The sequence below is a fragment of the Nonomuraea sp. NPDC052265 genome (assembly GCF_044547985.1).
GTDB lineage: Bacteria > Actinomycetota > Actinomycetes > Streptosporangiales > Streptosporangiaceae > Nonomuraea.
Window position 1 is genome coordinate 824,245 of record NZ_JBIUBJ010000001.1, and the last position, 24,119, is coordinate 848,363.

Genomic DNA, 24,119 nt, shown 5'->3' on the forward strand with positions numbered 1-24,119 from the left:
ACCGCTCCCGCACAACGAGGAAGCCGCGCGGGTCAGGACGACCCGCGCGGCTTCACGTGTTGTCGTCTTCGGGGACGGCGTCCGTCAGCAGCGGGGCCGGGTTCAGCGGTAGCCGGTCAGGCCGTCCGCCAGTTCTTCCTCGTCACCGTCCCGGTGCGCGGACAGGGCCTGCTGCAGGGCGAAGGTTGCGCGGATGACGGCGATACGGGTGGCCATCGCGCCGTCCGGCCAGCCGCCCAGCGCGAGTACCCGGTTCAGGAAACGGGTGCCGTGGCCGGCCTCGCGGCCTCGGCCACCCGGGGATCTGCGAGTGCTTCGACCTCCAGCGGGGCTCCGGGAACGCGGCTGAGAACCAGGAACCGGTCCGCGCCGTGGGCGCCGCCCTCCGACAGTGGCCGAGGCGTACGGAAGCCGAGCCCGAACCCGGCGAGCAGGCGCAGGACGGCGGCCCTCTGCGGCAGCCGGGTGGCGGCGGCCTCGGTGCGGGGCAGGCACACGACCCGGTCCGCGCCGATCACCACCTGGTGGAACTGCCCTTGACGGACGGTGAGATCCTCCGGGTCGACGCCCGGCAGCAGCCGGCTCAGCAGGGCGCGATCCATCCCCAGGACCCCCGTCAGGCGTGTCACGGCGTCAGAGGCCGCTGGCGGCCTCGGGCTGCATGAGGCGGCGGGCCGCCTCGGTGATCGAGCCCGACAGCGACGGGTAGACCGCGAACGTGTGGGCGACCTGGTCGACCGTCAGCCGCTGCTGCACGGCCAGCGACACCGCGAGGATCAGCTCCGAGGCACGCGGGGCCACGATCACGCCGCCGAGCACGATGCCGGTGTGGGGGCGGCAGAACAGCTTGACGAAGCCGTCGTTGAAGCCCTGCATCTTGGCCCGCGCGTTGGTGGCCAGCGGCAGCTTGACCACGTTCGCGTCGATCTCGCCCGCCTCGATCGAACGCTGCGCCACGCCGACCGCCGCGATCTCGGGGTCGGTGAAGATGTTGGAGGCCACCGTGGCCAGCCGCAGCGGCTGGACGGCCTCGCCCAGCGCGTGCCACACGGCGATGCGGCCCTGCATGGCGGCGACCGAGGCCAGCATGAGCACGCCGGTGCAGTCGCCGGCCGCGTAGACGCCGGGTGCGGCGGTGCGGGAGACCTTGTCGACCTTGACGAAGCCGTTGCGGTCGAGCTGCACGCCGGCCTCCTCCAAGCCCATGCCCCCGGTGTTGGGGACCATGCCGACCGTCATCAGCGCGTGGGAGCCCTCGGCCGTGCGGCCGTCCTCCAGGGTCACCACCACTCCGTCGGCCGTGCGCTTGACGGAGGAGGCGCGCGAGCGGCCCATGACGTTCATGCCGCGCCGCCGGTAGACCTCTTCGAGCACCTCGGCGCCGTCGGCGTCCTCGTTGGGCATCATCCGGTCGCGGCTGGAGACCAGCGTGACCTCCGCGCCGAGCGAGCGGTAGGCGCCGGCGAACTCGGCGCCGGTCACGCCGGAGCCGACCACGATCAGGTGCTCGGGCAGCTCCTCCAGGTCGTAGAGCTGCCGCCAGGTGAGGATGCGCTCGCCGTCGGGCTCGGCCCCGGGCAGAACTCGCGGCGTCGCGCCGGTGGCCACCAGCACCACGTCGGCCCTGATCGTACGGTCGCCCGCGCGTACGACCTGCGGATCGACCAGCCGACCCCGCGCCTTGATGATCTCGACGCCCTCGGCCTCGACCCGGGTCGCGATGTCGGCCGACTGGGCCTGGGCCAGCTCCTTGACCCGCTTGTTGACCAGCGGCAGGTCGACGCCGACCACGCCCGCGTCGCCGTCGGGGCCGCCCGAGAACGACACGCCGAGCGAGGGCGCGTCGAGAAGGGCCTGCTTGCGGACGGAGGTCGCGATCAGCGTCTTGGACGGCACGCAGTCGGTGAGCACGCAGGCCCCGCCCGGGCCGTCCTGCTCGACCATCGTGACTTGCGCGCCTAGCTGGGCGGCCACCAGCGCCGCTTCGTAGCCGCCTGGTCCGCCACCAATGATCACGATCCTCGTCACGTGTCCCATTGTCCCGCACGTGCCCCGGGAAGCCGCAACCGGGCCATGACGGATGACGATCCCGTGGACATGGGGGACACATGGGCCTTCCGTGCCCGGCTTGATGGACCGACACGCCGGGTCAGCGTGGCAGGATGGCGCGGTAGCTGGATGACGAGCGGCACCCGGCGAGAGGGGTGGATCGTGGCGTGGCTTTCGGATCAATCAGGGAAGCCGAATGATCTACGGCTGTATGCCTCCTACGGGATGAACATGGACGCCGAGCAGATGGCCATGCGCGCCCCGCACTCCCCGATCTGGGGGGTCGGCTGGCTGACCGGCTGGCGGCTGACCTTCGGGCGTACCGACAGCAAGTGGGAGAGCTCGATCGCCACCATCGTGGAGGCCCCCGACGAGCACGTCTTCGTCGTGCTCTACGACGTGCCCGAGTGGGAGGAGACCTCGCTCGACCAGTGGGAGGGCGCGGTCCGCGGGGCCTACCACAAGGTACGGCTGCGGGTGCAGACCCTCGACGGCGAGGCCGTGGCCTGGTTCTACGTGCTCGACGGCTACGAGGGCGGCCTGCCCTCGGCCCGCTACCTGTGCAACCTGGCCGACGCGGCCGAGCGTGCGGGCGCCCCCGACGACTACGTCAAGGAGCTGCGGGAGCGCCCCTGCACCTCGGCGCCCTAGCGCAGCGGCTCGTCCTTGGTCTCGCGCAGCACGAAGACGTAGACGAGCGTGGAGATCAGCGCCAGGCCGGACATGTACCACGGGAACAGGTCGGGGTTCCCGGCCTTCTGGAGCGCCGTCCCGATCAGCGGCGCGGTGCCACCGAAGATCGCCACGGTCAGCGAGTACGGGAACCCGGCCCCCGCGGCCCGCACCCGGGTCGGGAACAGCTCGGAGTTCACCGCGGCCGAGACCGAGGTGAAGCAGCCCAGGAACACCATGCCGATCATCTGCACGACGAGCAGGCTGGCGAAGGAGTCGGTGAGCAGGCCGAGCAGCGGCACCGGCAGGATCAGGAAGCCGAGTCCGAACGCGATCAGCATCGGCTTGCGCCCGATCTTGTCCGACAGCAGGCCCAGCAGCGGCTGCAGCAGCATGAAGAACACCAGCGAGATCGTGCCGACCTGCAGCGACTCGGCCTTGTCGAATGAGACGGTGATCTGCGCGTAGGTGGGCAGGAAGCTGGTCCAGGTGTAGTACGCGACGGTGCCGGCGATCGTGATGCCGACGATGGTGAGCGCGGACCTCGGGTGGTGCTTGAGGAACTCGAACATGCCCGGCCGCTTGACCTCGCCCCGCTGGATCTCCTCCGCCACCGCCGAGGTCTCGTCGGCGCCCTTGCGGATCCACAGGCCGACGAGGCTGAGCAGCGCGCCCAGGAGGAACGGGATGCGCCAGCCGTAGGAGCTCATGTCCTCCTTGACCAGCGTCGAGGTGAGCACCGCGGCCAGGCCGGAGGCGATGAGCTGGCCGATGGTGGTGCTGACGTACTGGAAGGAGGAGAACAGGCCGCGGCGGCGCGGCGGGGCCGACTCGACGAGGAACGTGGTGGCGGCGGCGAACTCACCGCCCACGGACAGGCCCTGGATGAGCCGGGCCAGCGTCAGGATGACCGGTGACAGCAGCCCCACGGCCTCGTAGGTGGGGGTCAGGGCGAGCAGCAGCGAGCCGCCGCCCATCAGGATGATGGTGAAGGTCATGGCGGACTTGCGGCCGTACCGGTCGGCGAACGCGCCCACCAGCAGACCGCCGAGGGGCCGCATGAAGAAGCCCACCGCGAAGACCGCGAACGAGCTCAGCAGCGGCACCAGGCTGTTGCCGGAGCTGTCGGGGAAGATCTGCGCCGAGAAGACCGTGGCCAGGAAGGTGTAGGCGTACCAGTCGTACCACTCGACCACGTTGCCGATGCTGGCCGCCATGAGCTGACGGACCCTGCTCTTCGGTATGCCGAGCGGCGATTGCGCGACGGGGGAGGTCGACACGGCATGTGCTCCTTTTGCTGACACGTGCGGTAATGGCTTACTGTGCATTCGGAAGACCGAAACAGTCAAATGTCTGGGCAATTATTTACAAACCCGACACGGAAGCGGTTGCAGGTGGACGTTCTCGACCGGCGGCTCGTGGCCGCGCTCCAGGTGAGCCCACGTGCCTCGTGGGGCGAGATCGGCCGGGCGGTCGGCGAGCACGAGCGCACGGTCGCCCGCCGGCTCCAGCGGCTCATCGCCGACGGCGTCGTCCGCGTCACCGCGATCTACGACGACCTGCGCACCGGCCACGGCCGCCCCGCGCACCTGCACGTCCAGGTGCGGCCCGGCACGGCGGCCCAGGTGGCCAGGTCGCTCACCGACCGGCGCGACACGCGGTCGGTCTACGCGCTGACCGGGGCCGCCGACCTGGCCTGCGAGCTGGTGCCGCCGTCCCGTCAGGACCTGCACACCATCCTGTCCCACGACATCAGCGACATCGACGGCGTGCTCCAGACGCAGACCCAGGTCGTGCTGCACACGTTCACGACCGTGGCCGAGTGGCACGCGCCCTTCCTGACCGAGCGGGAGGTCGCCGAGCTGCGTCCCGCGCCGCCGCCTCCCGACCTGCCCGACGAGGACGGCCTGTCGCCGCTGGAGAAGGAGATCGCCGAGCTGCTGGCGGCCGACGGCCGGGCCGCCTTCACCACGATCGCCGAACGGCTCGACCTCTCCGTGCCGACCGCCCGGCGGCGCGTCGGCTCGCTCATCGACCGGCGGCTGCTGCTGCCGCGCGCCGAGGTCGAGCCCGCGCTGCTCGGGCTGGAGGTCGAGGCCATGCTGTGGCTGAAGGTGCGGCCGTACGGGCTGGGCGAGACCGGCCGGCGCCTGGCCGAGCACCCCAACGTGCGGTACTGCGCCGCCACGTCGGGCACCCACTCCCTCATCGTGCAGGTGGCGGTGGCCCACGAGGCGGACCTCTATCGTTTCATGACCGACGTGCTCGGCCGGCTCGACGAGATCACCGACAGCGACCTGACCCTAATCACCCGCGCCTACAAGCGCGGTCACCTGCACAAGTCCGGACTGCTCACCCTGGAGAAGACGCCATGACACCTGCCGAGAAGGAAGTCGCCGACCTGTGCGTGGAGCTCATCCGCGTCGACAGCAGCAACTACGGGGACGGCAGCGGCCCCGGCGAGCGGGCCGCGGCCGAGGTCGTCATGGCCAGGCTGGACGAGGTCGGCATCGAGGCGACGTACGTCGAGAGCGAGCCGGGCCGCGGCAACGTGGTCACCCGCGTCGAGGGCACCGACCCGTCGCTGCCCGCGCTGCTCGTCCACGGCCACCTCGACGTGGTGCCCGCCAACGCCGCCGACTGGTCGGTCGACCCCTTCGCCGGCGAGGTCAGGGACGGCTACATCTGGGGCCGCGGCGCCGTGGACATGAAGGACATGGACGCGATGATGCTGGCCGTGCTGCGCCAGATGAAGCGCGAGGGACGCCGCCCGCGCCGCGACATCGTCTTCGCCTGGGTCGCCGACGAGGAGGCCGGCGGCGTGTACGGCGCCAAGTACCTCACGGCCAACAACCCCGAGCTGTTCGAGGGCGTGACCGAGTCCATCAGCGAGGTCGGCGGCTACTCGCTGGAGGTCGATCCCTCCCTGCGGCTGTACCTGATCGAGACGGCCCAGAAGGGCCTGGCCTGGATGAAGCTGGTCGCCGACGGCACCGCCGGGCACGGCTCGATGCTCAACCCCGACAACGCGGTCACCGAGGTCGCCAAGGCCGTGGCCCGGCTCGGCGGGCACGAGTGGCCGCTGACCTACACCCCGACCGTGCGCCAGTTCCTCACCGAGGTCGCCGACGCCTTCGGCCTGCCGTTCGACGAGGACGACCCGGCCCCGCTGCTGGACAAGCTCGGCCCGCTGGTGCGGTTCGTCGGCGCGACGCTGCGCCACACCACCAACCCGACCCAGCTCGACGCCGGCTACAAGTCGAACGTCATCCCCGGCCAGGCCACGGCCGTCGTGGACGGGCGCTTCCTGCCCGGCTTCGAGGACGACTTCTTCAAGACCGTCGACTCGCTCATCGGGCCGAAGGTGCGCCGCGAGTTCGTGCACCACGACATCGCGCTGGAGACCACCTTCGACGGCGCGCTGGTCGAGTCGATGATCGCGGCGCTGAAGGCCGAGGATCCGACCGCGCGGGCGGTGCCGTACTGCATGTCGGGCGGCACCGACAACAAGACCTTCTTCGCCGACCTCGGGGTGCGCGGGTTCGGGTTCGTGCCGCTGCGGCTGCCCGGCGACATGGACTTCGCCTCGATGTTCCACGGCGTGGACGAGCGGGTGCCGGTGGACGCGCTGCAGTTCGGGGTGCGGGTTCTGGACAGGCTGCTCCTAAACTACTGAGATGTGAGCAACGACGCATACACCCTGGCCGGAGAGGCCGCCGCCGCCCTGACCGGCGCGGCCGGCCTCGACACCTTCGACGTGGCCCTCGTCATGGGGTCGGGGTGGGTTCCCGCCGCTGACGCGATCGGGCAGACCGTGGCCGAGATCCCGTTCACCGATCTGCCCGGCTTCCGCGCCCCGGCCGTGGCCGGGCACGGCGGCAAGATCCGCGTCGTCCGCACCCCGTCCGGGCGGCACGCGCTGGTCTTCCTCGGCCGTACCCACCTGTACGAGGGCCTGGGCGTCGACGCGGTCGTCCACGGCGTGCGCACGGCGGCCGCGGCGGGCGTGCGCACGATCGTCCTGACCAACGCGGCGGGCGGCCTGCGGCCGGAGACCCAGAACGTCGGCGACCCGGTCCTGATCAGCGACCACGTCAACCTGACCGGCGCCAACCCGATCACCGGCACCACCTTCATCGACCTCACCGAGGTCTACTCGCGCCGCCTGCGCGCCCTGGTCCGCGAGATCGACCCGACCCTGGCCGACGGCGTCTACGTGGCCTTCCGCGGGCCGACGTACGAGACGCCGGCCGAGATCCGGATGTTGCGCACGCTCGGCGGCGACCTGGTGGGCATGTCCACCGTGCTGGAGGCCATCGCCGCCCGCGAGGCGAACCTGGAGGTGCTCGGCGTCTCCCTGGTCACCAACCCGGGGGCGGGCCTGTCCGGCGAGCCGCTCAACCACGAGGAGGTCCTGGAGGTCGGCCGCGCCACGGCCGCCCGCATGGGCGTGCTCCTGGCCAAGGTGGTGGACCGCCTGTGACCGCCGGCATCCCGCCCGAGTCCGACGGTGACGACCGCATCCCGCCGGAGGCCGACGGCGACGTGCCGCTGCCGCCCGTGGACGCCGACCTGCTGCGCCGCGCCCGCCAGTGGCTGGCCCAGGACCCCGACCCCGACACCCGGGCCGAGCTGTCCGGCCTCCTGGAGGACGACGACCTGCCCGCCCTGCGCGAGCGGTTCCAGGCCAAGCTGGAGTTCGGCACCGCCGGCCTGCGCGGCGAGCTGGGCGCCGGCCCCAACCGGATGAACCGGGTCACCGTCATGCGCGCCGCCGCCGGCCTGGCGGGCGTGCTCGGCCCCGGCAAGCACGTCGTGATCGGCTACGACGCCCGGCACAAGTCCGACGTGTTCGCCAGGGACACCGCCGCCGTCCTGACCGGCGCGGGCCTGCACGTCTCGCTGCTGGCGCGCCCGCTGCCCACGCCGGTGCTGGCCTTCGCCGTGCGCCACCTGGGCGCCGACGCGGGCGTGACGGTCACCGCCAGCCACAACCCGCCCAGGGACAACGGTTACAAGGTCTACTGGGGCGACGGCTCGCAGATCGTGCCGCCGGTCGACCGGGAGATCTCGGCCGCCATCGACGCCGTGGGCCGGGTCGACCAGCTCCCCCTCGACGGTCCCGGCACGCTCACCGAGCTGGGCGAGGACATCGTCGACGACTACATCGACGCGGTGACCGCCCTGCCGCTGGGCGAGGCGCGGGAGCTGCGGGTGGCGTACACGCCGCTGCACGGGGTGGGCTCCGGGACGCTGACGGGGGCCTTCCTCGCGGCGGGCTTCGAGACCCCGATGGCCGTGGAGGAGCAGCGCAACCCCGACCCCGACTTCCCGACGGTGGCCTTCCCCAACCCGGAGGAGCCCGGGGCGATGGACCTGGCCGTCGCGCTGGCCGCCAAGCTCGGCTCCGACCTGGTCCTGGCCAACGACCCCGACGCCGACCGGTGCGCGGTCGGCGTGCCGCTGCCCGACGGCACGTGCCGCATGCTGACCGGCGACGAGGTCGGCGGCCTGCTGGCCGAGCACGTGATCACCCACACCACGGGCGACCGCCTGGTGGCCACCACGATCGTCTCCTCGACCCTGCTGAGCAAGATCGCCCAGGCCCACGGCGTGCGCTACGGCGAGACGCTGACCGGGTTCAAGTGGATCATCAAGGCGGGCCAGGGCCTGGTCTTCGGCTACGAGGAGGCCATCGGCTACAGCGTCGGCTCCGACGCCGGCCTGCCGGTCCACGACAAGGACGGCATCGGCGCGGCCCTGACGGTGGCCGCCGTCGCCGCCGCCGCCAAGCGCGACGGGCGTACCCTGCTCGACCTCCTCGACGACCAGGCCGTCCGGTACGGTCTGCACGCGACGTCCCAGCTCGGCTTCCGGGTCGCCGACCTGTCGCTGATCTCCGGGGCGATGGACCGCCTGCGCGCCGCCCCGCCCACCAGGCTCGGCGACCACGCGGTGGAGGCCGTGGACGACCTGAGCCGCGGCGACGGCGGCCTGCCGCCGACCGAGGGCCTGCGCTTCCACCTGTCGGACGGCGGCCGCGTCGTGGTCCGCCCGTCGGGCACCGAGCCCAAGCTCAAGTGCTACCTGGAGGTGGTGGTGCCGGTGACGGGCGAGGTGCCGCAGGCCCGCGCGTCCGCCGCCCGCGACCTCGACGCCCTGAAGGCCGACCTCACCGCCGCCCTGGGCCTCTGAGTGTTCCGGCCCTGCCCCGGGTCTGTCGACGCCGCCGGGCCTCCGGGGGCCGGGCCCGCGTCGCGGGCCCGGTGCCTCGCGGTCACATGTCGGCGCCGGCCGAGAACATGATCGGCCGGACCTCGATGGCCAGGCCCTCGATCTGGCTGTCCGGGATCATCCCGGCCAGCTCGATCGCGCGTTCGCGGCTCTCGCAGTCGACGATGTAGTAGCCGCCCATGTACTCCTTGGCCTCCAGGTAGGGGCCGTCGGTCACGGCGGGCAGGCCGTTGCGGGTGCGGACGACGGCGCTGGTGGACGGGTCGCCGAGCGCCTGCGTGCCGATCATCTCGCCCGACTCCTGGATCGTCTTCATGAACGCGCCGTGGCCGTTCATGATCAGCTCGCGCTGCTCCTCGGTCAGGGTGTCCATGACCTGCTGGTTCACCTGCATGATCAACAGAAACTTCATCGTCTCTCCTCGTGGTCGTACGCGTTCCGTCGTGCTGGAGTCGGAGCCGGCGCGGCCCTCTCGACATGCCCCGCAGAACTTTCCCGGAAAGCATGTCGAGCGCGCGAGCCGGGCTCCGACCTCCTGGTGAAACCGATGACACCTGGAGGCCGCCGACATGCCGAACCTCACCGAGACCGCCGCCGAACCCCGGGCCGGGCGGCGCGAATGGGCCGGGCTGGCGGTGCTCGCCCTGCCCACCCTGCTCGTCGCGGTCGACATCAACGCGTTGTTCCTGGCGCTGCCCCGGCTGAGCGTGGACCTGGGGGCGAGCGCCGTCCAGCAGTTGTGGATCATCGACATCTACGGGTTCATGGTCGCCGGGCTGGTGATCACGATGGGCGGCCTCGGCGACCGGATCGGCCGCCGCCGGCTGCTGCTGACCGGCGCGGCGGCCTTCGGCGTCGCCTCCGTCGTGGCGGCGTACGCGACCGGCCCCGCCATGCTGATCGCCGCCCGTACGGCGCTGGGCGTGGCCGGCGCCACGCTGATGCCCTCCACGCTCGCGCTCATCACCAACATGTTCCGCGACGCCCGGCAGCGCGGCACGGCCATCGCCGCCTGGGCCACCTGCCAGTTCGCCGGGGCCGCGCTCGGGCCGGTCGTCGGCGGGCTGCTCCTGGAGCACTTCTGGTGGGGGTCGGTGTTCCTGCTGGCCGTCCCCGTGATCGTGGTGCTGCTCGTGGGCGGCGTCCTGCTGCTGCCGGAGTTCCGCGACCCGGACGGCGGGCGCATGGACCTGGTCAGCGTCGTGCTGTCGTTGCTGGCGATCCTGCCGGTGGTCTGGGGCGTCAAGGAGCTGGCCGCCTCGTCGGTGTCGGCCGGGCCCGGCGCACCGCTCGGGGCGATCGCGGTCGGCCTGGCGTTCGGGACGGCGTTCGTACGGCGGCAGCTCACGCTCGACGCCCCCCTGCTCAACCTGCGCCTGTTCACCCAGCGTCCGCTCACCCTGATCCTGACCGCGCTCGTGCTCGCGGGCGTCGCGATGGCGGGCACCGGTCTCCTGGTCACCCAGCTCCTGCAATCGGTGCTGGGGTACACCCCGGCGCAGTCGGCGCTGTGGTTCGCGCCCATGGGGCTCGGCGTCGCGCTGGGCACCACGCTGACCCCGGCCCTCACCCGCCGCCTGGCCCCCCGTACGGCCGTCGTGGGCGGCCTGGCGCTGTCGGCCGCCGGGGCGGCGCTGCTCACGCAGGCCGGGTCCGGGCTGCCGGTGGTGATCATCGCCATCACCGTGCTGGCGCTGGGCACCGGCCCGCTGTTCGCCCTGGGCACGGGGATCGTGGTCGGTTCCGTGCCGCCGGAGAAGGCCGGGTCGGCGGCCTCGCTGGCCGAGTCGGGCAACTTCCTCGGCGGGACGCTCGGCCTGGCCCTGCTCGGCACGGTCGGCGCGGCCGTCTACCACCACGCCCTGCCCCCGGACGTCCCCGAGGCCGCCAGGGAGACCGTGGCCGGCGCGGCGGCCGTGGCCGGGCGGCTCGCCCCGGCGCAGGCCGCCGAGTTGCTGCGGGCCAGTCACGCCGCGTTCGTCAGCGGGCTCGTGGTGATCGGCCTGGCGGGCGCGGCCCTGTTCGTGCTGGCCGCGCTGCTGACCTCGCTGCTGCCCCGCACGGACGCGGCGTGACCGGCGGGGGTGTCAGGCCAGGCGGAACTGCAGGTCGATGTCCCACTTGTTCAGGTCGGGCTCGATCCGCGGGTCCGTCTGGTACAGCTCCAGCCGGCAGCCCCAGTGCTCGGTCCCGTCCTTCTCGGTCATGTCCCAGGCCAGGCCCTGCTCGGCGGCCCAGGTCAGCACCGACTCGATGACGCCGGAGAGCTGGTCGGGGTGGCCGTGGTGGGACTCGGTGACGAAGCGGCCCGCGGGCAGCGTGCCCGCGTGGAACTCGCCCTCGCCCTGCACGGGCGCGGTGACGGGCACGCCCGCCTCCACGACCAGCCGGTCCCGCGGCATGTCGATGCTGTGGTACCGGAAGAACGGGGCTCCGGCGAGCGTGTGCCCGCGCTCGGCGAGCCAGCCGATCATCTCCGCGATCCGGTCTCCGACGAGGCCGAAGCTGGTCATCGTGATGGTTTTCCGGATCCCGATGTAAGGACGCTCGGGAAATTCGACGATCTGTGGCATGTGTCTGTCCTCCTTCACCTGTCAGTACGGAGTGCGGCCCCGAAACTCATCGGCAGCCCGAAGGACGACACGAGCCTGGGATCGAGAAAGGTGGTCATGCCGGTGACGACCCCGCCGCCGATCTCCAGGACTATCAGGGCGAACGCCGTCCCGTCCCGGTACTGGGCGAAGGCGGGCGCGCCGTTCGCCCTGGCCGGCAGCAGACGGGCGCCTTCGCAGGGGGCGCCGGCGGCCAGCAGGACCGCCCTGACCGCCTCCCGGCCGCGCAGCCACCACGCGAACGGCGGCATCGACATCGTCGCGTCCTCGTGCAGCAGGGAGACCAGCGCGTCCACGTCGTACCGCTCGAAGGCGGAGACGTAGCGGTCGAGCAGGCTCTCGTCCACCTCGGCGTCCTCCGGGGCGACCGCGGGAAGGCGGGCGCGGGCGCGCTGCAACGCGCTGTTCACGGACGCCACGCTCATCCCCAGCAGGCCCGCCACCTCGGCGGCCTGCCACTTCAGCACGTCGCGCAGGATGAGCACGGCCCGTTGCCGCGGCGGCAGCCACTGCAACGCGGCCACGAACGCCAGCCGCACGCTCTCCCTGGCCACCGCCAGCTCCGCCGGGTCGGCCGGCAGCACGCGCCCGTCGGGCACGGGCCACACCCACGCCTCCCCGGGCAGCGGGTCGCCGAGCGGGTCGCCCGGACGCGCCGCCGGCCCGAGGTCCATCGCCCGCGCCCGCCGCTGCGGCCCGCGCAGCATGTCCAGGCAGACGGACGTGGCGAGCCGGAACAACCACGGGCGCAACGGCCCCCGCCCGGCCTGGTACGTGCGCCAGGCCCGGACGAACGTCTCCTGCACCGCGTCCTCGGCCTCGAAGCCCGAGCCGAGCATCCGGTAGCAGTAGCCGGTCAGCTCGACCCGGTGGCCTTCCAGCTCGGTCGCCTCCACTAGATCGGGGCCACCTCGATCTGCAGCTCGTGCACCCATTCCGCGCGGTCGTCCGGGCAGTGCAGTGACACCTCTCTCGCCAGGTCGAGCGACCGGTAGCCGTTCTCCTCGATCCAGTGGGCCAGGGCCTGGAAGGTCGGTCCGACGGCCTCCATCGGGCCGTGGTGGATGATCGTGGCCGCCGTGCCGATGGCGGGCAGGTCCCTGATCTCGAAGTCGTGGCGGGGGTCGGGGTCCACGTTGACCGGCAGGCAAGCGTGGACCATGACCGAGCCGTCGTCCTCCTGGCGGTAGTGGGCCAGGCCGGGGCCGACCACCCGGACGCCGGCCTGTTCCACGCGGGCGCAGATCTCGGCGAACAGCGGCCCGATCACCGGGCCGACGTCCTCGCCCTCGTAGCTGGCGGCTCTGGCGCTGAGCTGGGCGACCCGTACCGGGCTGACCTTCTTCAGCATGACTTCCGCGGTTCTCATGTGTCCCTCCGTCTCGATGGTCCGGAGTCTCGCCTCGACGCCGCGCAGCCTGGCCAGGTCCGCGCTGATCCGGGCCTCAAGCTGGGCGCGGCGCAGCCGTACCATGCCGTGGAGCTCCTCGGTGCTGACCTTCTCGTCCAGGATCGCCCGGACCTGTTCCAGCGTGAAGCCGAGGTCCTTGATGGCGACGATGCGGTTGAGCCTGGCCAGTTGGGCGGCCTGGTAGGACCGGTAACCGGTGAGCGGATCCACGTGCGCGGGGCGCAGCAGGCCGATGGCGTCGTAGTGGCGGAGCATGCGTATGGACACGAGCCCCAGCCTGGCGAAATCTCCGATGCTGAACATGACCGCTCCAGGAGTAGGGGCTCACACGGTGTCAGGGTCAACCTATGGCGATTTCTACAGACATGGGGTATTTTCCAGCGTAACAAGCAACCGAACGTTCGGTAGGTCGCCGTGGACGTCGACGCACTGCTCCGGATCAGGACGGCGGCCGTGCGGCTCTTCGCCCGGCAGGGCTACGCCGCCACCAGCATCAGAGACCTGGCCAGGGCCGTGAACCTGACCAACGCCGGCATCTACCACCACGTCCCCAGCAAGGAAGCCCTGCTGGCCGATCTCATGCGGACCGGCCTCCAAGGTCTGATCGACTCCACCGCCCGCGTCCTGGACGGGGCCACGCGTCCCGCCGACCGCCTCGCCCTGCTGATCACCTCGCTCACCGCCCTGCACGCGCGCAGCCCCCTGACCAGCCGCGTCATGGACGGCGAGCTCCGCTCCCTGACCCCCGGCTCCCCCGCCCACGCCGAGGTCATCGCCCTGCGCGACGCCTACGAGAGCCATTGGAAGAGCGCCCTGGCCGACGGCGTCGCAGAAGGCGTCTTCCACGTCGCCGACCAGAGGCTGACCCGCCTCGCCCTCATGTCCATGTGCACCGGCACCAGCGAGTGGTACCGCCCCGACGGGGACTCGACGCTGGAGCAGGTGTGCGCGGAGTTCGTCACGATCGGCCTGGCCGCCGTACGCGCCGCCGTCCCGGTCGTGGCGCCCCTCGATCCACGTCTGCTGCCCGACTTCCCGTGGGAGCCGCCGGATGCACACCACGATCCCCGGCCTGCTGAGGCACGCCGCTGACACGTACGGCGAGCGCGAGTTCCTCCGCTTCCCCGCCCCCTCACCGACCGTCCCCGCGACCTCGCTGAGCTTCGCCGGGGCCGACGCCGAGTCCGACCGTCTGGCCCGCGCGCTGGCCGTCCGGGGGGTACGCCCCGGCGACCGGGTGGCCGTCATGCTGGACAACGAGCCGTGGTGGCCGTTGAGCTGGTTCGCCGTCCTGAAGGCGGGGGCGGTCACCGTCCCGGTGAACGTGCGTTACCAGGCCGCCGACCTGGAGCACGTCCTGCGCGACTCCGGCGCGGTCGCCACCCTCGCCGGCGCGGCCCACGCCGCGCGCGTGCCGGGCGTGGTGCACCTCGTGGACACGCTGACGGATGGCCCACCTCTCGACATATCCCCCAGCGCGGACAATGTCGCCAATTTTCAGTACACGTCGGGGACGACGGGCTTTCCCAAGGCCTGCCTGCTCACCCACGACTACTGGATCAGGACCGCGCGGGTCGTCGCCGACCTCGTACGGCTGCGCGACGACGACGTCATGCTGATCGCCCAGGCGTACTCGTACATGGACCCGCAATGGACCACCCTGCTCTGTCTGGTCGGCGGCATCCCGCTCGTCGTCCTCCCCCGCTTCTCCGCCTCCGGCTTCTGGCCCGCCGCCCGCGAGCACGGCGCCACCCTCACGTACGTGCTGGGCACCATGCCCCTGCTGATGCACAAGCAGCCGCCCAGCCCCCTCGACCGGGACAACCGGATGCGGCTCGTGCTCTGCTCCGGCATCGTCCCCGGCCTGCACCGCGCGTTCGAGGAACGCTGGGGCGCGCCCTGGCGCGAGCTGTACGGCTCCACCGAGAGCGGCTGCGACCTGATGGCCGCCCCGGACGCGGACGACACCGTCGGCACCGGCGCGATGGGCACGCCGCCGCCCGGCAAGGAGGTCCGGCTCGACGAGGAGACCGGCGAGATCCTGGTCCGCGGCACGCCCATGATGAACGGCTACTGGAACCACCCCGAGGCCACCGCGCACGCCTTCCGCGGCGGCTGGTACCACACCGGCGACCTCGGCGTACGCGACGCGCGAGGCCGCATCCGGCACGCCGGGCGGCTGAAGGACATGGTCCGCAGGGGCGGTGAGAACATCTCGTGCGCCGAGGTCGAGAGCGTGCTCGCCGGGCATCCCGCGGTCCTGTCCGCGGCCCTGGTCCCCATCCCCGACGACCTCTTCGGCGAGCTGCCCAAGGCGTTCCTCCAGCTCCGCCCCGGTCACGCCGCCGACGCGCGCACGGCCGCCGCCGTCATCGCCCATGCCAGGGAACGCCTGGCCCGCTTCAAGATCCCGGCGTACGTGGAGTTCGTGGAGTCGTTCACGCTCACCCCGTCCGCCCGTGTCGAGAAGCGCCATCTGCTCCGCCCCGGCCGCGACCAGCGCGCCGCCCCCGCCATCCCCACGGAGGACCCGGCATGATCGACGTGACCGTACGCGACGAGGTGGCCCTGATCACCCTCGCGCGCCCCGAGAAGCTGAACGCCCTCACCGCCGGCATGCGCAGGGACCTGGCCGCGGCCGTCCGCGCGCACGGCCGTACGGCGAGGGGCATCGTGGTGACCGGCGCCGGCCGGGCGTTCTCGGCGGGCGAGGACATCGCCGAGGCGGCGGGCAAGCCGCTGGAGGCGGAGGTGGAGCTGTTCCACGACATGACCAGGGCCGTGCTGGAGACCGAGGTGCCGGTGGTCGCCGCGGTCAACGGCCTGGCCGTCGGCGGCGCCGCCGAGTGGACGCTCTGCTTCGACACCCGCATCGGCGCCCCGGCCGCCGAGTACTTCTTCCCCGAGAACCACCTCGGCCTGTCGATCTCGAACGCCGCCGGTCATCTGCTGCCCCGGCTGGCGGGCGGCCGGGCGCTGCGGCTGGTGCTGGACTCGGCCCGCCTGGGCGCCGCCGACGCGCTGGCGGCCGGGCTGCTGGACGAGGTCGTGCCCGCCGAGGAACTGGTGGCGGCGGCGATCGCCCGGGTGCGTCACTGGACCCGGCCGGGCACCGCCACCGCCGTGCACCTCCGGCTGCTGCGCCCGCCGCTCGCCGAGGTCGAACGCGCCTTCGAGGCCGAGACCGAGGCGGCCCGGCAGGTCGAGCGGGCGGGCCTGGCCCAGGCCGGCATGACCCGCTTCCTCACCCGCCGGACCCCCTGACCCGGCACCGGTCGCCCACCACGGGCCGGCGGCCGGTCAGGCGATGACGACGGCGGCGATGATCAGGGCGACCGCGACCAGGAGGACGGCGATCGAGTCGTAGGACCAGGTGACCCTGGCCGGGGTCGCCGGCTCCTCGCGGCGGCGGGCGGCCTCGGCGCGGTCGCGGATCTGGTCGCCCACGAAGTCGGCGTGGGTCTTGCCCGTGAACGCCTCGGCGGCGGCCTGCTCGGCCTTGCTGACCGTGGTCTCGACCCGGAACTGGCCGCCGCGCTCGGGCTTGGGCACCCCGCGCCGCTGCGCCTTGGACCGCTCGCGGGCGCTGCTCATCGGCGTCCACAACCGCAGCACCCGCTCCTCGGCGCCCTCGCCGCCGTGACGGACCGCGATGGAGTGGGTGACCGTCACCTCGCCGACGGACGCCCACGGCAGGAACGTCGTGCGCAGCGGGTTGCGGGCCAGCAGGCCCTCCTCGCCGACCACGGTGGCGGGCCTGACCGCGATCGCGTAGACGAGCGCCGTCATCGCCCCGAGCACGGCCAGCGCCACCATGGACGGCTTGCCGTTGTAGTGGGCAGTCAGGTCCCACACGTTGAAGGCCACGAAGACCAGCCAGGCGCAGCCCAGCACGAACGCGGTCCTGGATCGGTAGGTGTGCTTCACGGCTGCCACTTGATCTGCGCGAACCCCGGCTTGATCACGCCGTTGATCAGCGCCAGCCGCTCGTCGAACGGGAGGAAGGCCGACTTCATCGCGTTGACCGCGAACCACTGCAGATCGTCCCAGTCGTAGCCGAATGCCTCGACCAGCTTGGCGAACTCCAGCGACACGCTCGTCGAGCTCATCAGCCGGTTGTCGGTGTTGACGGTGACCCGGAAGTGCAGCCTGCGCAGGAGCCCGATGGGGTGCTCGGCGATCGAGTCGGCGGCCCCGGTCTGGAGGTTGGACGTGGGGCACATCTCCAGCGGGATGCGCTTGTCGCGCACGTACGCCGCCAGCCGCCCCAGCTTGGCCGACCCGTCGCCCGCCACGGTGATGTCGTCGATGATCCGCACGCCGTGGCCCAGCCGGTCGGCGCCGCACCACTGGATGGCCTGCCAGATCGACGGCAGCCCGAACGCCTCGCCGGCGTGGATCGTGAAGTGCGCGTTCTCCCGCTGGAGGTATTCGAAGGCGTCGAGGTGCCGGGTGGGCGGGTAGCCGGCCTCGGCCCCGGCGATGTCGAACCCCACGACGCCGACGTCGCGGTAGCGCACGGCCAGCTCGGCGATCTCCATCGAGCGCGCCATGTGCCGCATCGCGGTCAGCAGCGTGCCGACCCGGATGCCGCGCCCCTGCGAGCCCAGCGTGAACCCTTCGAGCACCGCCTCCACCACCTGGTCGAGGCTCAGCCCCATGGTGGTGTGCTGCTCGGGGGCGAAGCGCACCTCGGCGTAGACCACGCCGTCGTCGGCGAGGTCGCGGGCGCACTCGGCGGCCACCCGGACCAGGGACTCGCGGGTCTGCATGACCGCGACCGTGTGGTCGAAGGTCTCCAGGTAGCGCTCCAGCGAGCCGGAGTCGGCGGCCTCCTCGAACCAGAGGCGCAGGTTGTCGGGGTCGGTGGAGGGCAGCCGCCCGTAGTCGATCTCCCGTGCGAGCTCGACGATCGTCTCGGCGCGCAGCCCGCCGTCGAGGTGATCGTGCAACAACACCTTGGGAGCCTGCCGGATCTTGTCAAGCGTGGGGCTCATCTGGCCATGATATGAGCACACTCATCCGCCGCCGCACACGTCGCGTCCGCCTGTGGACGACCCTTCCGGCACACCCGCGAACGGCCTCCGCTCAGTCGCGGGCGGCGGCCTCCGGCGTGAAGGCGGGCAGGCACACGGCGATGTACTCGGCGCCGTCGGGGCCCGCGCTGTAGCGCACCTTCTCCCCCGGCGAGGTCACCACCGACTGGCCCGCGCCGATCTCGACCGTGCCGCCGTCGTGCTCGACGAGCACGCTGCCGCGCAGGACGACGGTGTACTCGGTGAACGACGGCGTCTGGGCGGGCTCGGCCCAGCCGGGCGGGGCGGTCATGTGGGCGATCGAGACCTGCTCGTCGCCACTGTTGACGCGCCCCACGTGCTCGTCGATGAGCTTGCCGCCGGGGACGGGGATGCGGGTCGGGCCCTCGATCTTTCTCACCACGGGGTTCAGTGTGCCACGTCGAGCACCAGCCGGCTCGGCGCGGACTGCTCCTTCACCCGGAAGCCGGCCTTGCGGGCGAGCGCCAGGCCGATGCCCACGCGTCCCTCGAAGTCGCCGGTCCTGACGACGTCGGAGACGTTCTTGAGGTGGGCCGGGTAGACGGGGCCGCCCTTCCAGGTGGGGCGGCCGTCGTCGTCGTGCGCGTTGGCGGGGAACAGGGTGAGCTGCAGGTACGCGCCTGCGTGGACGCCCATGGGCTCGCCGGACCCGTCCTCCAGGAACTCGTCCACCCATTTCACCTTGTATCCGGGTATGTCGCCCTTGAGGTCGATCACCACGCGATCGTAGCCGTCGTGGGTGGCGTACCGGACGCCGGTCACCACCGCCGGGTCGAGGCCGTCGCGTTCGACGTCCACCTCGGCGGTGCTGGTGGGGACGTCGGAGGGGGTGCTGCGTGGCGCGGCGGTGGGGCTGGTCTCCGCGGGGGTGTCCAGCCGGGCGGTCTGCGAGGTGGTGCCGCACGCGGTCAGCAGGGCGAGGCAGGCGAGCGGTACGACGCGGCGAAGGCGCGACGACCGGTCGCCGGCCGTAAAGGACGGGCGCATGCCCGGTAGATGCCCAGCCCACGGGCCTGCAAGCGGCTTCACGGCGGATCGGCCCGGGTTTCCGGGGCACTTCCGCGGAGCCGGGACTCCCTCTACGCTGATCAACCTCCAAGGAGTCATACAAGTGAGCAAATCCCACGACTTATCGGCTTTTCTGGCGTCTTATGAACCCTCGTTCGCCCGGACGGCGTACCTGCTGACCGGCGACGCGGACAGGGCGCGGGAGCTGACCGTCCATGCCCTCGTCTCGGCCTGCCGCCGGTGGTCCGCGATCCGCTGCCACCGCCCGGCCGACGCGGTGCTGCGCGAGCTGTACGGGCGGTTCCTGGGCGCGACGGGCGCGTCCTGGCCGGCCCCGGACGGGCACCTGCTGGCCGGGCTCGCCCCGAAGACCCGCGCGGCCGTCGTCGTCACCCTCCACGACGGGCTGAGCCTGCCGCACGCGGCCACGGTCACGGGCCTGTGGATCGGCGCCCTGGACGACGAGCTGCGGCGGGCCCGCGCCCAGCTCCGCGCCTCCCACCCGCACCTGTTCGCGGACCCCCCGCACCCGGCCGAGGGTCGCGCGGAGGGAAGTCGCCGGGACGACGCGACATCCGCCTCCCCCTGGACGCTCGGCCCCGCGCCCGAGCCCGCCGCCCCGGCGGCGGGGCCACAGGACGCCGCCGCCGAGGATCCGGCCCTGCGGGCCGCCCTGCTCGCCCTGGCCGCCGGGACGCCGCGCACCGACCTCGCCGGCACCGTCCTGCGCCGGGTCACGACGCGGCGCAGGATACGGGCGTCGGTGTGGACGTCCGCCTCCGTCGGCCTGGTCGCCGCGCTGGTCGCGACGGTCGTGGCGGGGCTGTCCGCGGTGGCCGGCAACGTGAACGAGGCGATGACCCGCTCCCCCTTCGACCCCGGGGCGGCGGGCACCGCCCAGGAGATCCGCGACCCGCTGCCCGCCGCGCTCCCCGACCCGGTGCGCTTCGCCTACCCGGGCTACTGCCGCGACGACGAGACAGACGCCCTCGCCCCCCAGCCCTGCGGCCAGTGGGTGCTGACGACCCGGTCGGGCGCGGAGTGGCGGCTGCCGGACGCGCGGGCCGGCTACGACCCGGACACCGGCGACTACATGCCGCTCGCCCTCAGCCAGGACGGCCACCGGCTCGTCTACCAGAACCCGCAGGGCCGTTACCTGGTCCACGACCTGCCCACGGGCGTGGTCAAGGGCATCGACGCGACGGCCGGGGAGGGCGAGGCGCACATCACCTCGTCCCCGGACGGCCGCTACTTCTCGCTCTCCTTCGGCGAGGCCGGCGACAGCGCGGTGCTCGACTTCCGGACCGGCACGACCCGCACCGTACGCGGCAAGGACGTCGAGGTCCTGGCCGTCCACGACGACGGCACGCGCGTGGTCGCCGAACGCCGGGACACCGACGACGTGCCCGGCCACGCCTCCGTCAGCACGCTCAGGCTGGACGGCGCGAGCACCCGTACGAAGGGGTTCCGGATCGACCCCGCCCTCATCGAGCACGGCACCGCGCTCGCGCCCGACGGCCGCTCCCTGGCCCTGGTGACGGCCGACGCCCGGCTGGTCACCATGGACGCCCGCACCGGCCGCGTCGCCGGCCCCCGTACCCGCCTGGACAACGACGACCTCGAAGTGATCAGGGTGGAGCGCTGGCTGGGCCCCGGCAAGGTCCTCGTGCGCCTGTGGGACCACGAGGACCTCTACCTGATCCAGGTGGACGTCCGCACCGGCGAGGCCGCCGCCTTCGACGACTCCGCGACGGAATGGATCGACCACTCCGACCCGATCGGCGCCCTGGAGAAGTGAGAAGAGAGCCCCGCCCCCGGCGGAACCCTCTTCCCGAACCCGTGGAGGTCAGACGGCCTCGAAGACCTTCACGTCCTCCTGCTCGACAGCGGCGGCCTTGCGCGAGCGCAGGCCGGTGGCCGAGATCACCAGCCCGACCAGGGCCAGCACCAGCGCGACCACGATCGCCGAGCGCAGCGCGCCGATCGACAGCGTCTCGCCGCCCGAGGTCAGCACGGCCGTCACCACGGCCAGCACGATCGCGCCGCCGACCTGGCCGGAGGTGTTGAGCAGCCCGGAGGCCAGACCCTGCTCGTCGTCGTCCACGCCGTTGGTGGCCTGGATGTTCAGCGACGGGAAGGACAGGGCGAACGCCACGCCCAACAGGACCATGCCGGGGATCACCATGCCGCCCAGGCTCGGCGTCTCGTCGATGCCCAGGAAGATCGCGTACCCGCCGGCCAGGGCCGCGGCGCCGATGACGATCAGCTTGCCGGTGCCGAACCTGTCGGCGAAGTCGCCCATCTTGGTCGAGCTGACCGCGACGAGCAGGCCCGCGGGCAGGAACGCCATGGCCGTGCCGAGCGCCGACCAGTGCAGCAGGTTCTGGAAGTACTGCATGGCCACGAACTGGAAGGCCACGTACGAACCCATCAGGATGAGCAGCCCCAGGTTGGCCCGGACGATGTGACCCGAGCGGAGGATGCCGAGCCGCACCAGCGGGTGCTTCAACCGCAACTCGGTGAAGACGAACAGGCCGAGCAGCACCGCGACGGCCACCAGCGAGCCGATCGTCTGGAACGAGGTCCAACCGGCTTCGGGAGCCTGCACGACGGTGAAGACCAGCAGCAACATCGAGGCGGTGATCAGCACGGCGCCGACGAGGTCGTGACCGCCCTCGGCGCGCTCCTCCCGCCCCTTCGGCAGCACCATCAACGCGGCGATCAGCGCGATGATCGCGACCGGCACCGGCATGAGGAGCGTCCACCGCCAGCCGATCTCGGTCAGCAGGCCGGAGAGCACGAGGCCGAGCGAGTAGCCGCTCGCGCCGCAGGCGGTGAAGATGCTCAGCGCCTTGTTGCGCTCCGGTCCTTCGGGAAACGTGGTGGTGATGATCGACAAAGCGGCGGGCGCGGTGAACGCGGCGGCCACACCCTTGACGAACCGGGCGGCGATCAGCAGGCCCCCGTCGTCCACGACACCGCCCAGCAACGACGCGACGGCGAAGACGCCCAGAGCGACCAGGAACACCCTGCGCCGCCCGAGCAGGTCGGCGGTCCTGCCCCCGAGCAACAGAAGACCGCCGTAGCCGAGCACGTAGCCGCTGACCACCCACTGCAGGGAAGACGTGCTGAGCCCCAGATCGTGCTGGATCGCCGGCAGCGCGACGCCGACCATGGAGACATCAAGGGCGTCAAGAAAGATCACTGCACAGAGCACGGCGAGCGCGCCCCAACGGGATGAGGAAGAGGACATGAGTCAGAACAATACATGCGCTCGCATCTAATGCAAGCGCATTTAATGTCGTTGCATGAATCTTCCCAAGATGGTAACCTCCGCGACATGGACGAGGAGTTCGTGGTCGAGACCTGGCATTACGTCCTGGCCAAACACGCCAAGGCCATGTGCGCGCTGGAGCGGGAGCTGGGCGAGCGGCACGGGATCGGGCCCAGCGAGTTCGAGGTGCTCGACCGGATCGTCCACCACGACAGGAAGCTGCGCATCCAGGAGCTCTGCGAGGAGGTCCACCTGAGCCAGAGCGCCCTGTCCAGGGTCGTGGCCAGGCTGGAGAAGAACGGGCTCGTCACCCGCGGCACCTGCCACTCCGACCGCCGGGGCGTGTTCGTCTGGATCACCGACGAGGGGCGCGAGCGGCACACCGAGGCGCTGCCCACGCAGCGCGCCGTGCTCGCGGACGTCTTCACCGACGTCCCCGCCGTCACCACCTGACCGGTACGGGGCCGGGAAAGCGGCGGCGGCCGTCCCCGGGCAGGGGTCCGGCCGCCGCGCACGAGTGCTTCCGGTGGTCAGCCGATGCGGTCGATGACCAGGGGCAGCAGCTCGCGCCCCGACTCGGCGACCTCGTAGCCGCCCTCCAGCGCCTCCAGCGCCCGCTCGAACCTGGCCGTCTCGTCCGCGTGCAGCGTCAACAGCGGCTGCCCCTCGCGGACCAGGTCGCCGGGCTTGGCGTGCAGCACGATCCCGGCCCCGAACGACACCGGGTCCTCCTTGCGCGCCCGTCCGGCGCCGAGCCGCCAGGCGGCCAGCCCCACCGCGTACGCGTCGAGGTGGGCCAGCACCCCCGACGACGGCGCCGCGACCGTCATGGTCTCGGCCGCCCTCGGCAGGACCGCGTCGGGGTTGCCGCCCTGGGCGGAGATCATCCGCCGCCACGCGTCCATGGCCGAGCCGTCGCGCAGGGCGTCGGCCGGGTCCTTGCCGGAGACCCCGGCGGCGGCCAGCATCTCGCGCGCCAGCCGTACGGTCAGCTCGACCACGTCGGACGGCCCGCCGCCGGCCAGCACCTCGATCGACTCCTCGACCTCCAGCGCGTTGCCCACGGCCCGGCCGAGCGGCCGGTCCATGGCCGTCAGCAGGGCGACCGTGCGCACGCCCGCGTCACTGCCGAGCGCGACCATGGTCTCGGCCAGCTCGCGGGCCGTCTCGGTCGTCTTCATGAACGCCCCGGAGCCGACCTTCACGTCGAGCACCAGCGAGCCGGTGCCCTCGGCGATCTTCTTCGACATGATCGACGAGGCGATCAGCGGGATCGACTCGACCGTGCCGGTGACGTCGCGCAGCGCGTAGAGCTTCTTGTCGGCCGGGGCCAGCCCCGAGCCCGCCGCGCAGACCACCGCTCCGGCCGTGCGCAGGACGTGCAGCATCTGCTCGTTGGAGAGCGAGGCCAGCCAGCCGGGGACGGACTCCAGCTTGTCCAGTGTGCCGCCGGTGTGCCCGAGGCCGCGCCCGGAGAGCTGGGGCACGTACGCCCCGCACGCCGCCACCAGCGGCGCCAGCGGCAGCGTGATCTTGTCGCCGACGCCGCCCGTGGAGTGCTTGTCGGCCGTGGGCCGGTCGAGCATCGACCAGTCCATGCGCTCGCCCGAGCGGATCATGGCCTGCGTCCAGTCGGCGATCTCGCGCCGGTTCATGCCGTTGAGCAGGATGGCCATGGCGAGGGCGGACATCTGCTCGTCGGCCACGTCACCGCGGGTGTAGGCGGCGATCACCCAGTCGATCTGGGCGGTGGTGAGCTCGCCGCCGTCGCGCTTGGCGCGGATGACCTCGATGGCGTCCAT

23 protein-coding genes and 1 pseudogene are annotated in these 24,119 nt (G+C 72.2%); 11 read left to right on the plus strand and 13 right to left on the minus strand.

Features of this window, described 5'->3' with window-relative positions; genetic code table 11:
* Positions 1–102: 102 nt before the first annotated feature.
* Positions 103–602 (minus strand): annotated as a pseudogene (locus ACIHAD_RS03855) (phosphotransferase).
* 31 nt (positions 603–633) lie between these two features.
* The gene (locus ACIHAD_RS03860) at positions 634–2,028 is read right to left on the minus strand and encodes an NAD(P)H-quinone dehydrogenase (protein WP_397352805.1); all 1,395 of its coding nucleotides are present in this window, start codon (positions 2,026–2,028) and stop codon (positions 634–636) included.
* Between the two features lie 246 nt (positions 2,029–2,274).
* On the opposite strand from ACIHAD_RS03860, the gene ACIHAD_RS03865 reads away from it, so the two are divergent.
* Positions 2,275–2,700 (plus strand): gamma-glutamylcyclotransferase, encoded by a 426-nt coding sequence (locus tag ACIHAD_RS03865; RefSeq protein ID WP_397352806.1) that lies wholly within the window; start codon positions 2,275–2,277, stop codon positions 2,698–2,700.
* Here the strand turns inward: ACIHAD_RS03865 and ACIHAD_RS03870 are convergent.
* Positions 2,697–4,001, minus strand: coding sequence for an MFS transporter (locus tag ACIHAD_RS03870; protein WP_397352807.1), 1,305 nt, complete (start codon positions 3,999–4,001; stop codon positions 2,697–2,699). The two genes, ACIHAD_RS03865 and ACIHAD_RS03870, sit on opposite strands and share 4 nt — an antisense overlap.
* A gap of 114 nt (positions 4,002–4,115) precedes the next feature.
* Between ACIHAD_RS03870 and ACIHAD_RS03875 the strand changes: the two genes are divergently transcribed.
* The 4 genes from ACIHAD_RS03875 (at position 4,116) to ACIHAD_RS03890 (ending at position 8,916) form a co-directional block, all read left to right on the plus strand.
* A complete protein-coding gene (locus ACIHAD_RS03875) occupies positions 4,116–5,096 on the plus strand; it encodes an Lrp/AsnC family transcriptional regulator (RefSeq protein ID WP_397352808.1) in 981 nt (326 codons plus the stop codon).
* Positions 5,093–6,397, plus strand: coding sequence for a M20/M25/M40 family metallo-hydrolase (locus ACIHAD_RS03880; RefSeq protein WP_397352809.1), 1,305 nt, complete (start codon positions 5,093–5,095; stop codon positions 6,395–6,397). The genes ACIHAD_RS03875 and ACIHAD_RS03880 overlap by 4 nt, the downstream gene beginning before the upstream one ends.
* 3 nt (positions 6,398–6,400) lie before the next feature.
* The gene (locus ACIHAD_RS03885) at positions 6,401–7,204 is read left to right on the plus strand and encodes a purine-nucleoside phosphorylase (RefSeq protein ID WP_397352810.1); all 804 of its coding nucleotides are present in this window, start codon (positions 6,401–6,403) and stop codon (positions 7,202–7,204) included.
* 77 nt (positions 7,205–7,281) lie between these two features.
* Positions 7,282–8,916 (plus strand): phospho-sugar mutase, encoded by a 1,635-nt coding sequence (locus ACIHAD_RS03890; RefSeq protein WP_397353042.1) that lies wholly within the window; start codon positions 7,282–7,284, stop codon positions 8,914–8,916.
* Positions 8,917–8,998: 82 nt separating this feature from the next.
* On the opposite strand, the gene ACIHAD_RS03895 is transcribed toward ACIHAD_RS03890, so the two are convergent.
* Complete coding sequence (locus tag ACIHAD_RS03895; RefSeq protein WP_397352811.1) at positions 8,999–9,367, minus strand: YciI family protein; 369 nt, start codon at positions 9,365–9,367, stop codon at positions 8,999–9,001.
* 157 nt (positions 9,368–9,524) lie between these two features.
* Here ACIHAD_RS03895 and ACIHAD_RS03900 point away from each other — a divergent pair, with 157 nt between their 5' ends.
* Complete coding sequence (locus tag ACIHAD_RS03900) at positions 9,525–11,030, plus strand: MFS transporter (protein ID WP_397352812.1); 1,506 nt, start codon at positions 9,525–9,527, stop codon at positions 11,028–11,030.
* Positions 11,031–11,042: 12 nt separating this feature from the next.
* Here ACIHAD_RS03900 and ACIHAD_RS03905 read toward each other — a convergent pair whose 3' ends face one another.
* Genes ACIHAD_RS03905 through ACIHAD_RS03915 form a run of 3 tightly spaced genes read right to left on the minus strand, consistent with a single transcriptional unit; the run spans position 11,043 to position 13,281 of the window.
* Positions 11,043–11,528 (minus strand): GyrI-like domain-containing protein, encoded by a 486-nt coding sequence (locus ACIHAD_RS03905; protein WP_397352813.1) that lies wholly within the window; start codon positions 11,526–11,528, stop codon positions 11,043–11,045.
* A gap of 14 nt (positions 11,529–11,542) precedes the next feature.
* A complete protein-coding gene (locus ACIHAD_RS03910) occupies positions 11,543–12,502 on the minus strand; it encodes a sigma-70 family RNA polymerase sigma factor (RefSeq protein WP_397352814.1) in 960 nt (319 codons plus the stop codon).
* The gene (locus ACIHAD_RS03915) at positions 12,463–13,281 is read right to left on the minus strand and encodes a MerR family transcriptional regulator (RefSeq protein ID WP_397352815.1); all 819 of its coding nucleotides are present in this window, start codon (positions 13,279–13,281) and stop codon (positions 12,463–12,465) included. The genes ACIHAD_RS03910 and ACIHAD_RS03915 overlap by 40 nt, the downstream gene beginning before the upstream one ends.
* A 111-nt stretch (positions 13,282–13,392) precedes the next feature.
* On the opposite strand from ACIHAD_RS03915, the gene ACIHAD_RS03920 reads away from it, so the two are divergent.
* From ACIHAD_RS03920 to ACIHAD_RS03930, 3 genes are read left to right on the plus strand one after another with little or no spacing between them, the layout of a single operon-like run.
* Complete coding sequence (locus tag ACIHAD_RS03920; RefSeq protein WP_397352816.1) at positions 13,393–14,070, plus strand: TetR/AcrR family transcriptional regulator; 678 nt, start codon at positions 13,393–13,395, stop codon at positions 14,068–14,070.
* Positions 14,030–15,517, plus strand: a complete 1,488-nt coding sequence (locus tag ACIHAD_RS03925; protein WP_397352817.1) for an AMP-binding protein — start codon at positions 14,030–14,032, stop codon at positions 15,515–15,517. Before ACIHAD_RS03920 ends, ACIHAD_RS03925 begins: the two co-directional genes overlap by 41 nt.
* Positions 15,514–16,242, plus strand: a complete 729-nt coding sequence (locus ACIHAD_RS03930; protein WP_397352818.1) for an enoyl-CoA hydratase/isomerase family protein — start codon at positions 15,514–15,516, stop codon at positions 16,240–16,242. The genes ACIHAD_RS03925 and ACIHAD_RS03930 overlap by 4 nt, the downstream gene beginning before the upstream one ends.
* Positions 16,243–16,278: 36 nt before the next feature.
* Here the strand turns inward: ACIHAD_RS03930 and ACIHAD_RS03935 are convergent, their stop codons facing one another.
* The 4 genes from ACIHAD_RS03935 to ACIHAD_RS03950 all read right to left on the minus strand — a co-directional run bounded on the left by ACIHAD_RS03935 (position 16,279) and on the right by ACIHAD_RS03950 (position 19,022).
* The gene (locus ACIHAD_RS03935) at positions 16,279–16,905 is read right to left on the minus strand and encodes a PH domain-containing protein (RefSeq protein ID WP_397352819.1); all 627 of its coding nucleotides are present in this window, start codon (positions 16,903–16,905) and stop codon (positions 16,279–16,281) included.
* A complete protein-coding gene (locus tag ACIHAD_RS03940) occupies positions 16,902–17,975 on the minus strand; it encodes an adenosine deaminase (protein ID WP_397352820.1) in 1,074 nt (357 codons plus the stop codon). Before ACIHAD_RS03940 ends, ACIHAD_RS03935 begins: the two co-directional genes overlap by 4 nt.
* Before the next feature lie 91 nt (positions 17,976–18,066).
* Complete coding sequence (locus tag ACIHAD_RS03945) at positions 18,067–18,417, minus strand: cupin domain-containing protein (protein WP_397352821.1); 351 nt, start codon at positions 18,415–18,417, stop codon at positions 18,067–18,069.
* Between the two features lie 5 nt (positions 18,418–18,422).
* Positions 18,423–19,022, minus strand: coding sequence for a hypothetical protein (locus ACIHAD_RS03950; protein ID WP_397352822.1), 600 nt, complete (start codon positions 19,020–19,022; stop codon positions 18,423–18,425).
* Positions 19,023–19,146: 124 nt separating this feature from the next.
* Between ACIHAD_RS03950 and ACIHAD_RS03955 the strand changes: the two genes are divergently transcribed.
* Positions 19,147–20,841: a hypothetical protein gene (locus ACIHAD_RS03955; protein ID WP_397352823.1), complete on the plus strand. Its 1,695-nt coding sequence runs from the start codon at positions 19,147–19,149 to the stop codon at positions 20,839–20,841.
* Between the two features lie 48 nt (positions 20,842–20,889).
* On the opposite strand, the gene ACIHAD_RS03960 is transcribed toward ACIHAD_RS03955, so the two are convergent.
* A complete protein-coding gene (locus ACIHAD_RS03960) occupies positions 20,890–22,248 on the minus strand; it encodes an MFS transporter (RefSeq protein WP_397352824.1) in 1,359 nt (452 codons plus the stop codon).
* 135 nt (positions 22,249–22,383) lie between these two features.
* Between ACIHAD_RS03960 and ACIHAD_RS03965 the strand changes: the two genes are divergently transcribed.
* Positions 22,384–22,770, plus strand: coding sequence for a MarR family winged helix-turn-helix transcriptional regulator (locus tag ACIHAD_RS03965; protein ID WP_397352825.1), 387 nt, complete (start codon positions 22,384–22,386; stop codon positions 22,768–22,770).
* A 77-nt stretch (positions 22,771–22,847) separates the two neighbouring features.
* Here the strand turns inward: ACIHAD_RS03965 and ACIHAD_RS03970 are convergent, their stop codons facing one another.
* Positions 22,848–24,119 (minus strand): thymidine phosphorylase, encoded by a 1,272-nt coding sequence (locus ACIHAD_RS03970; RefSeq protein WP_397352826.1) that lies wholly within the window; start codon positions 24,117–24,119, stop codon positions 22,848–22,850.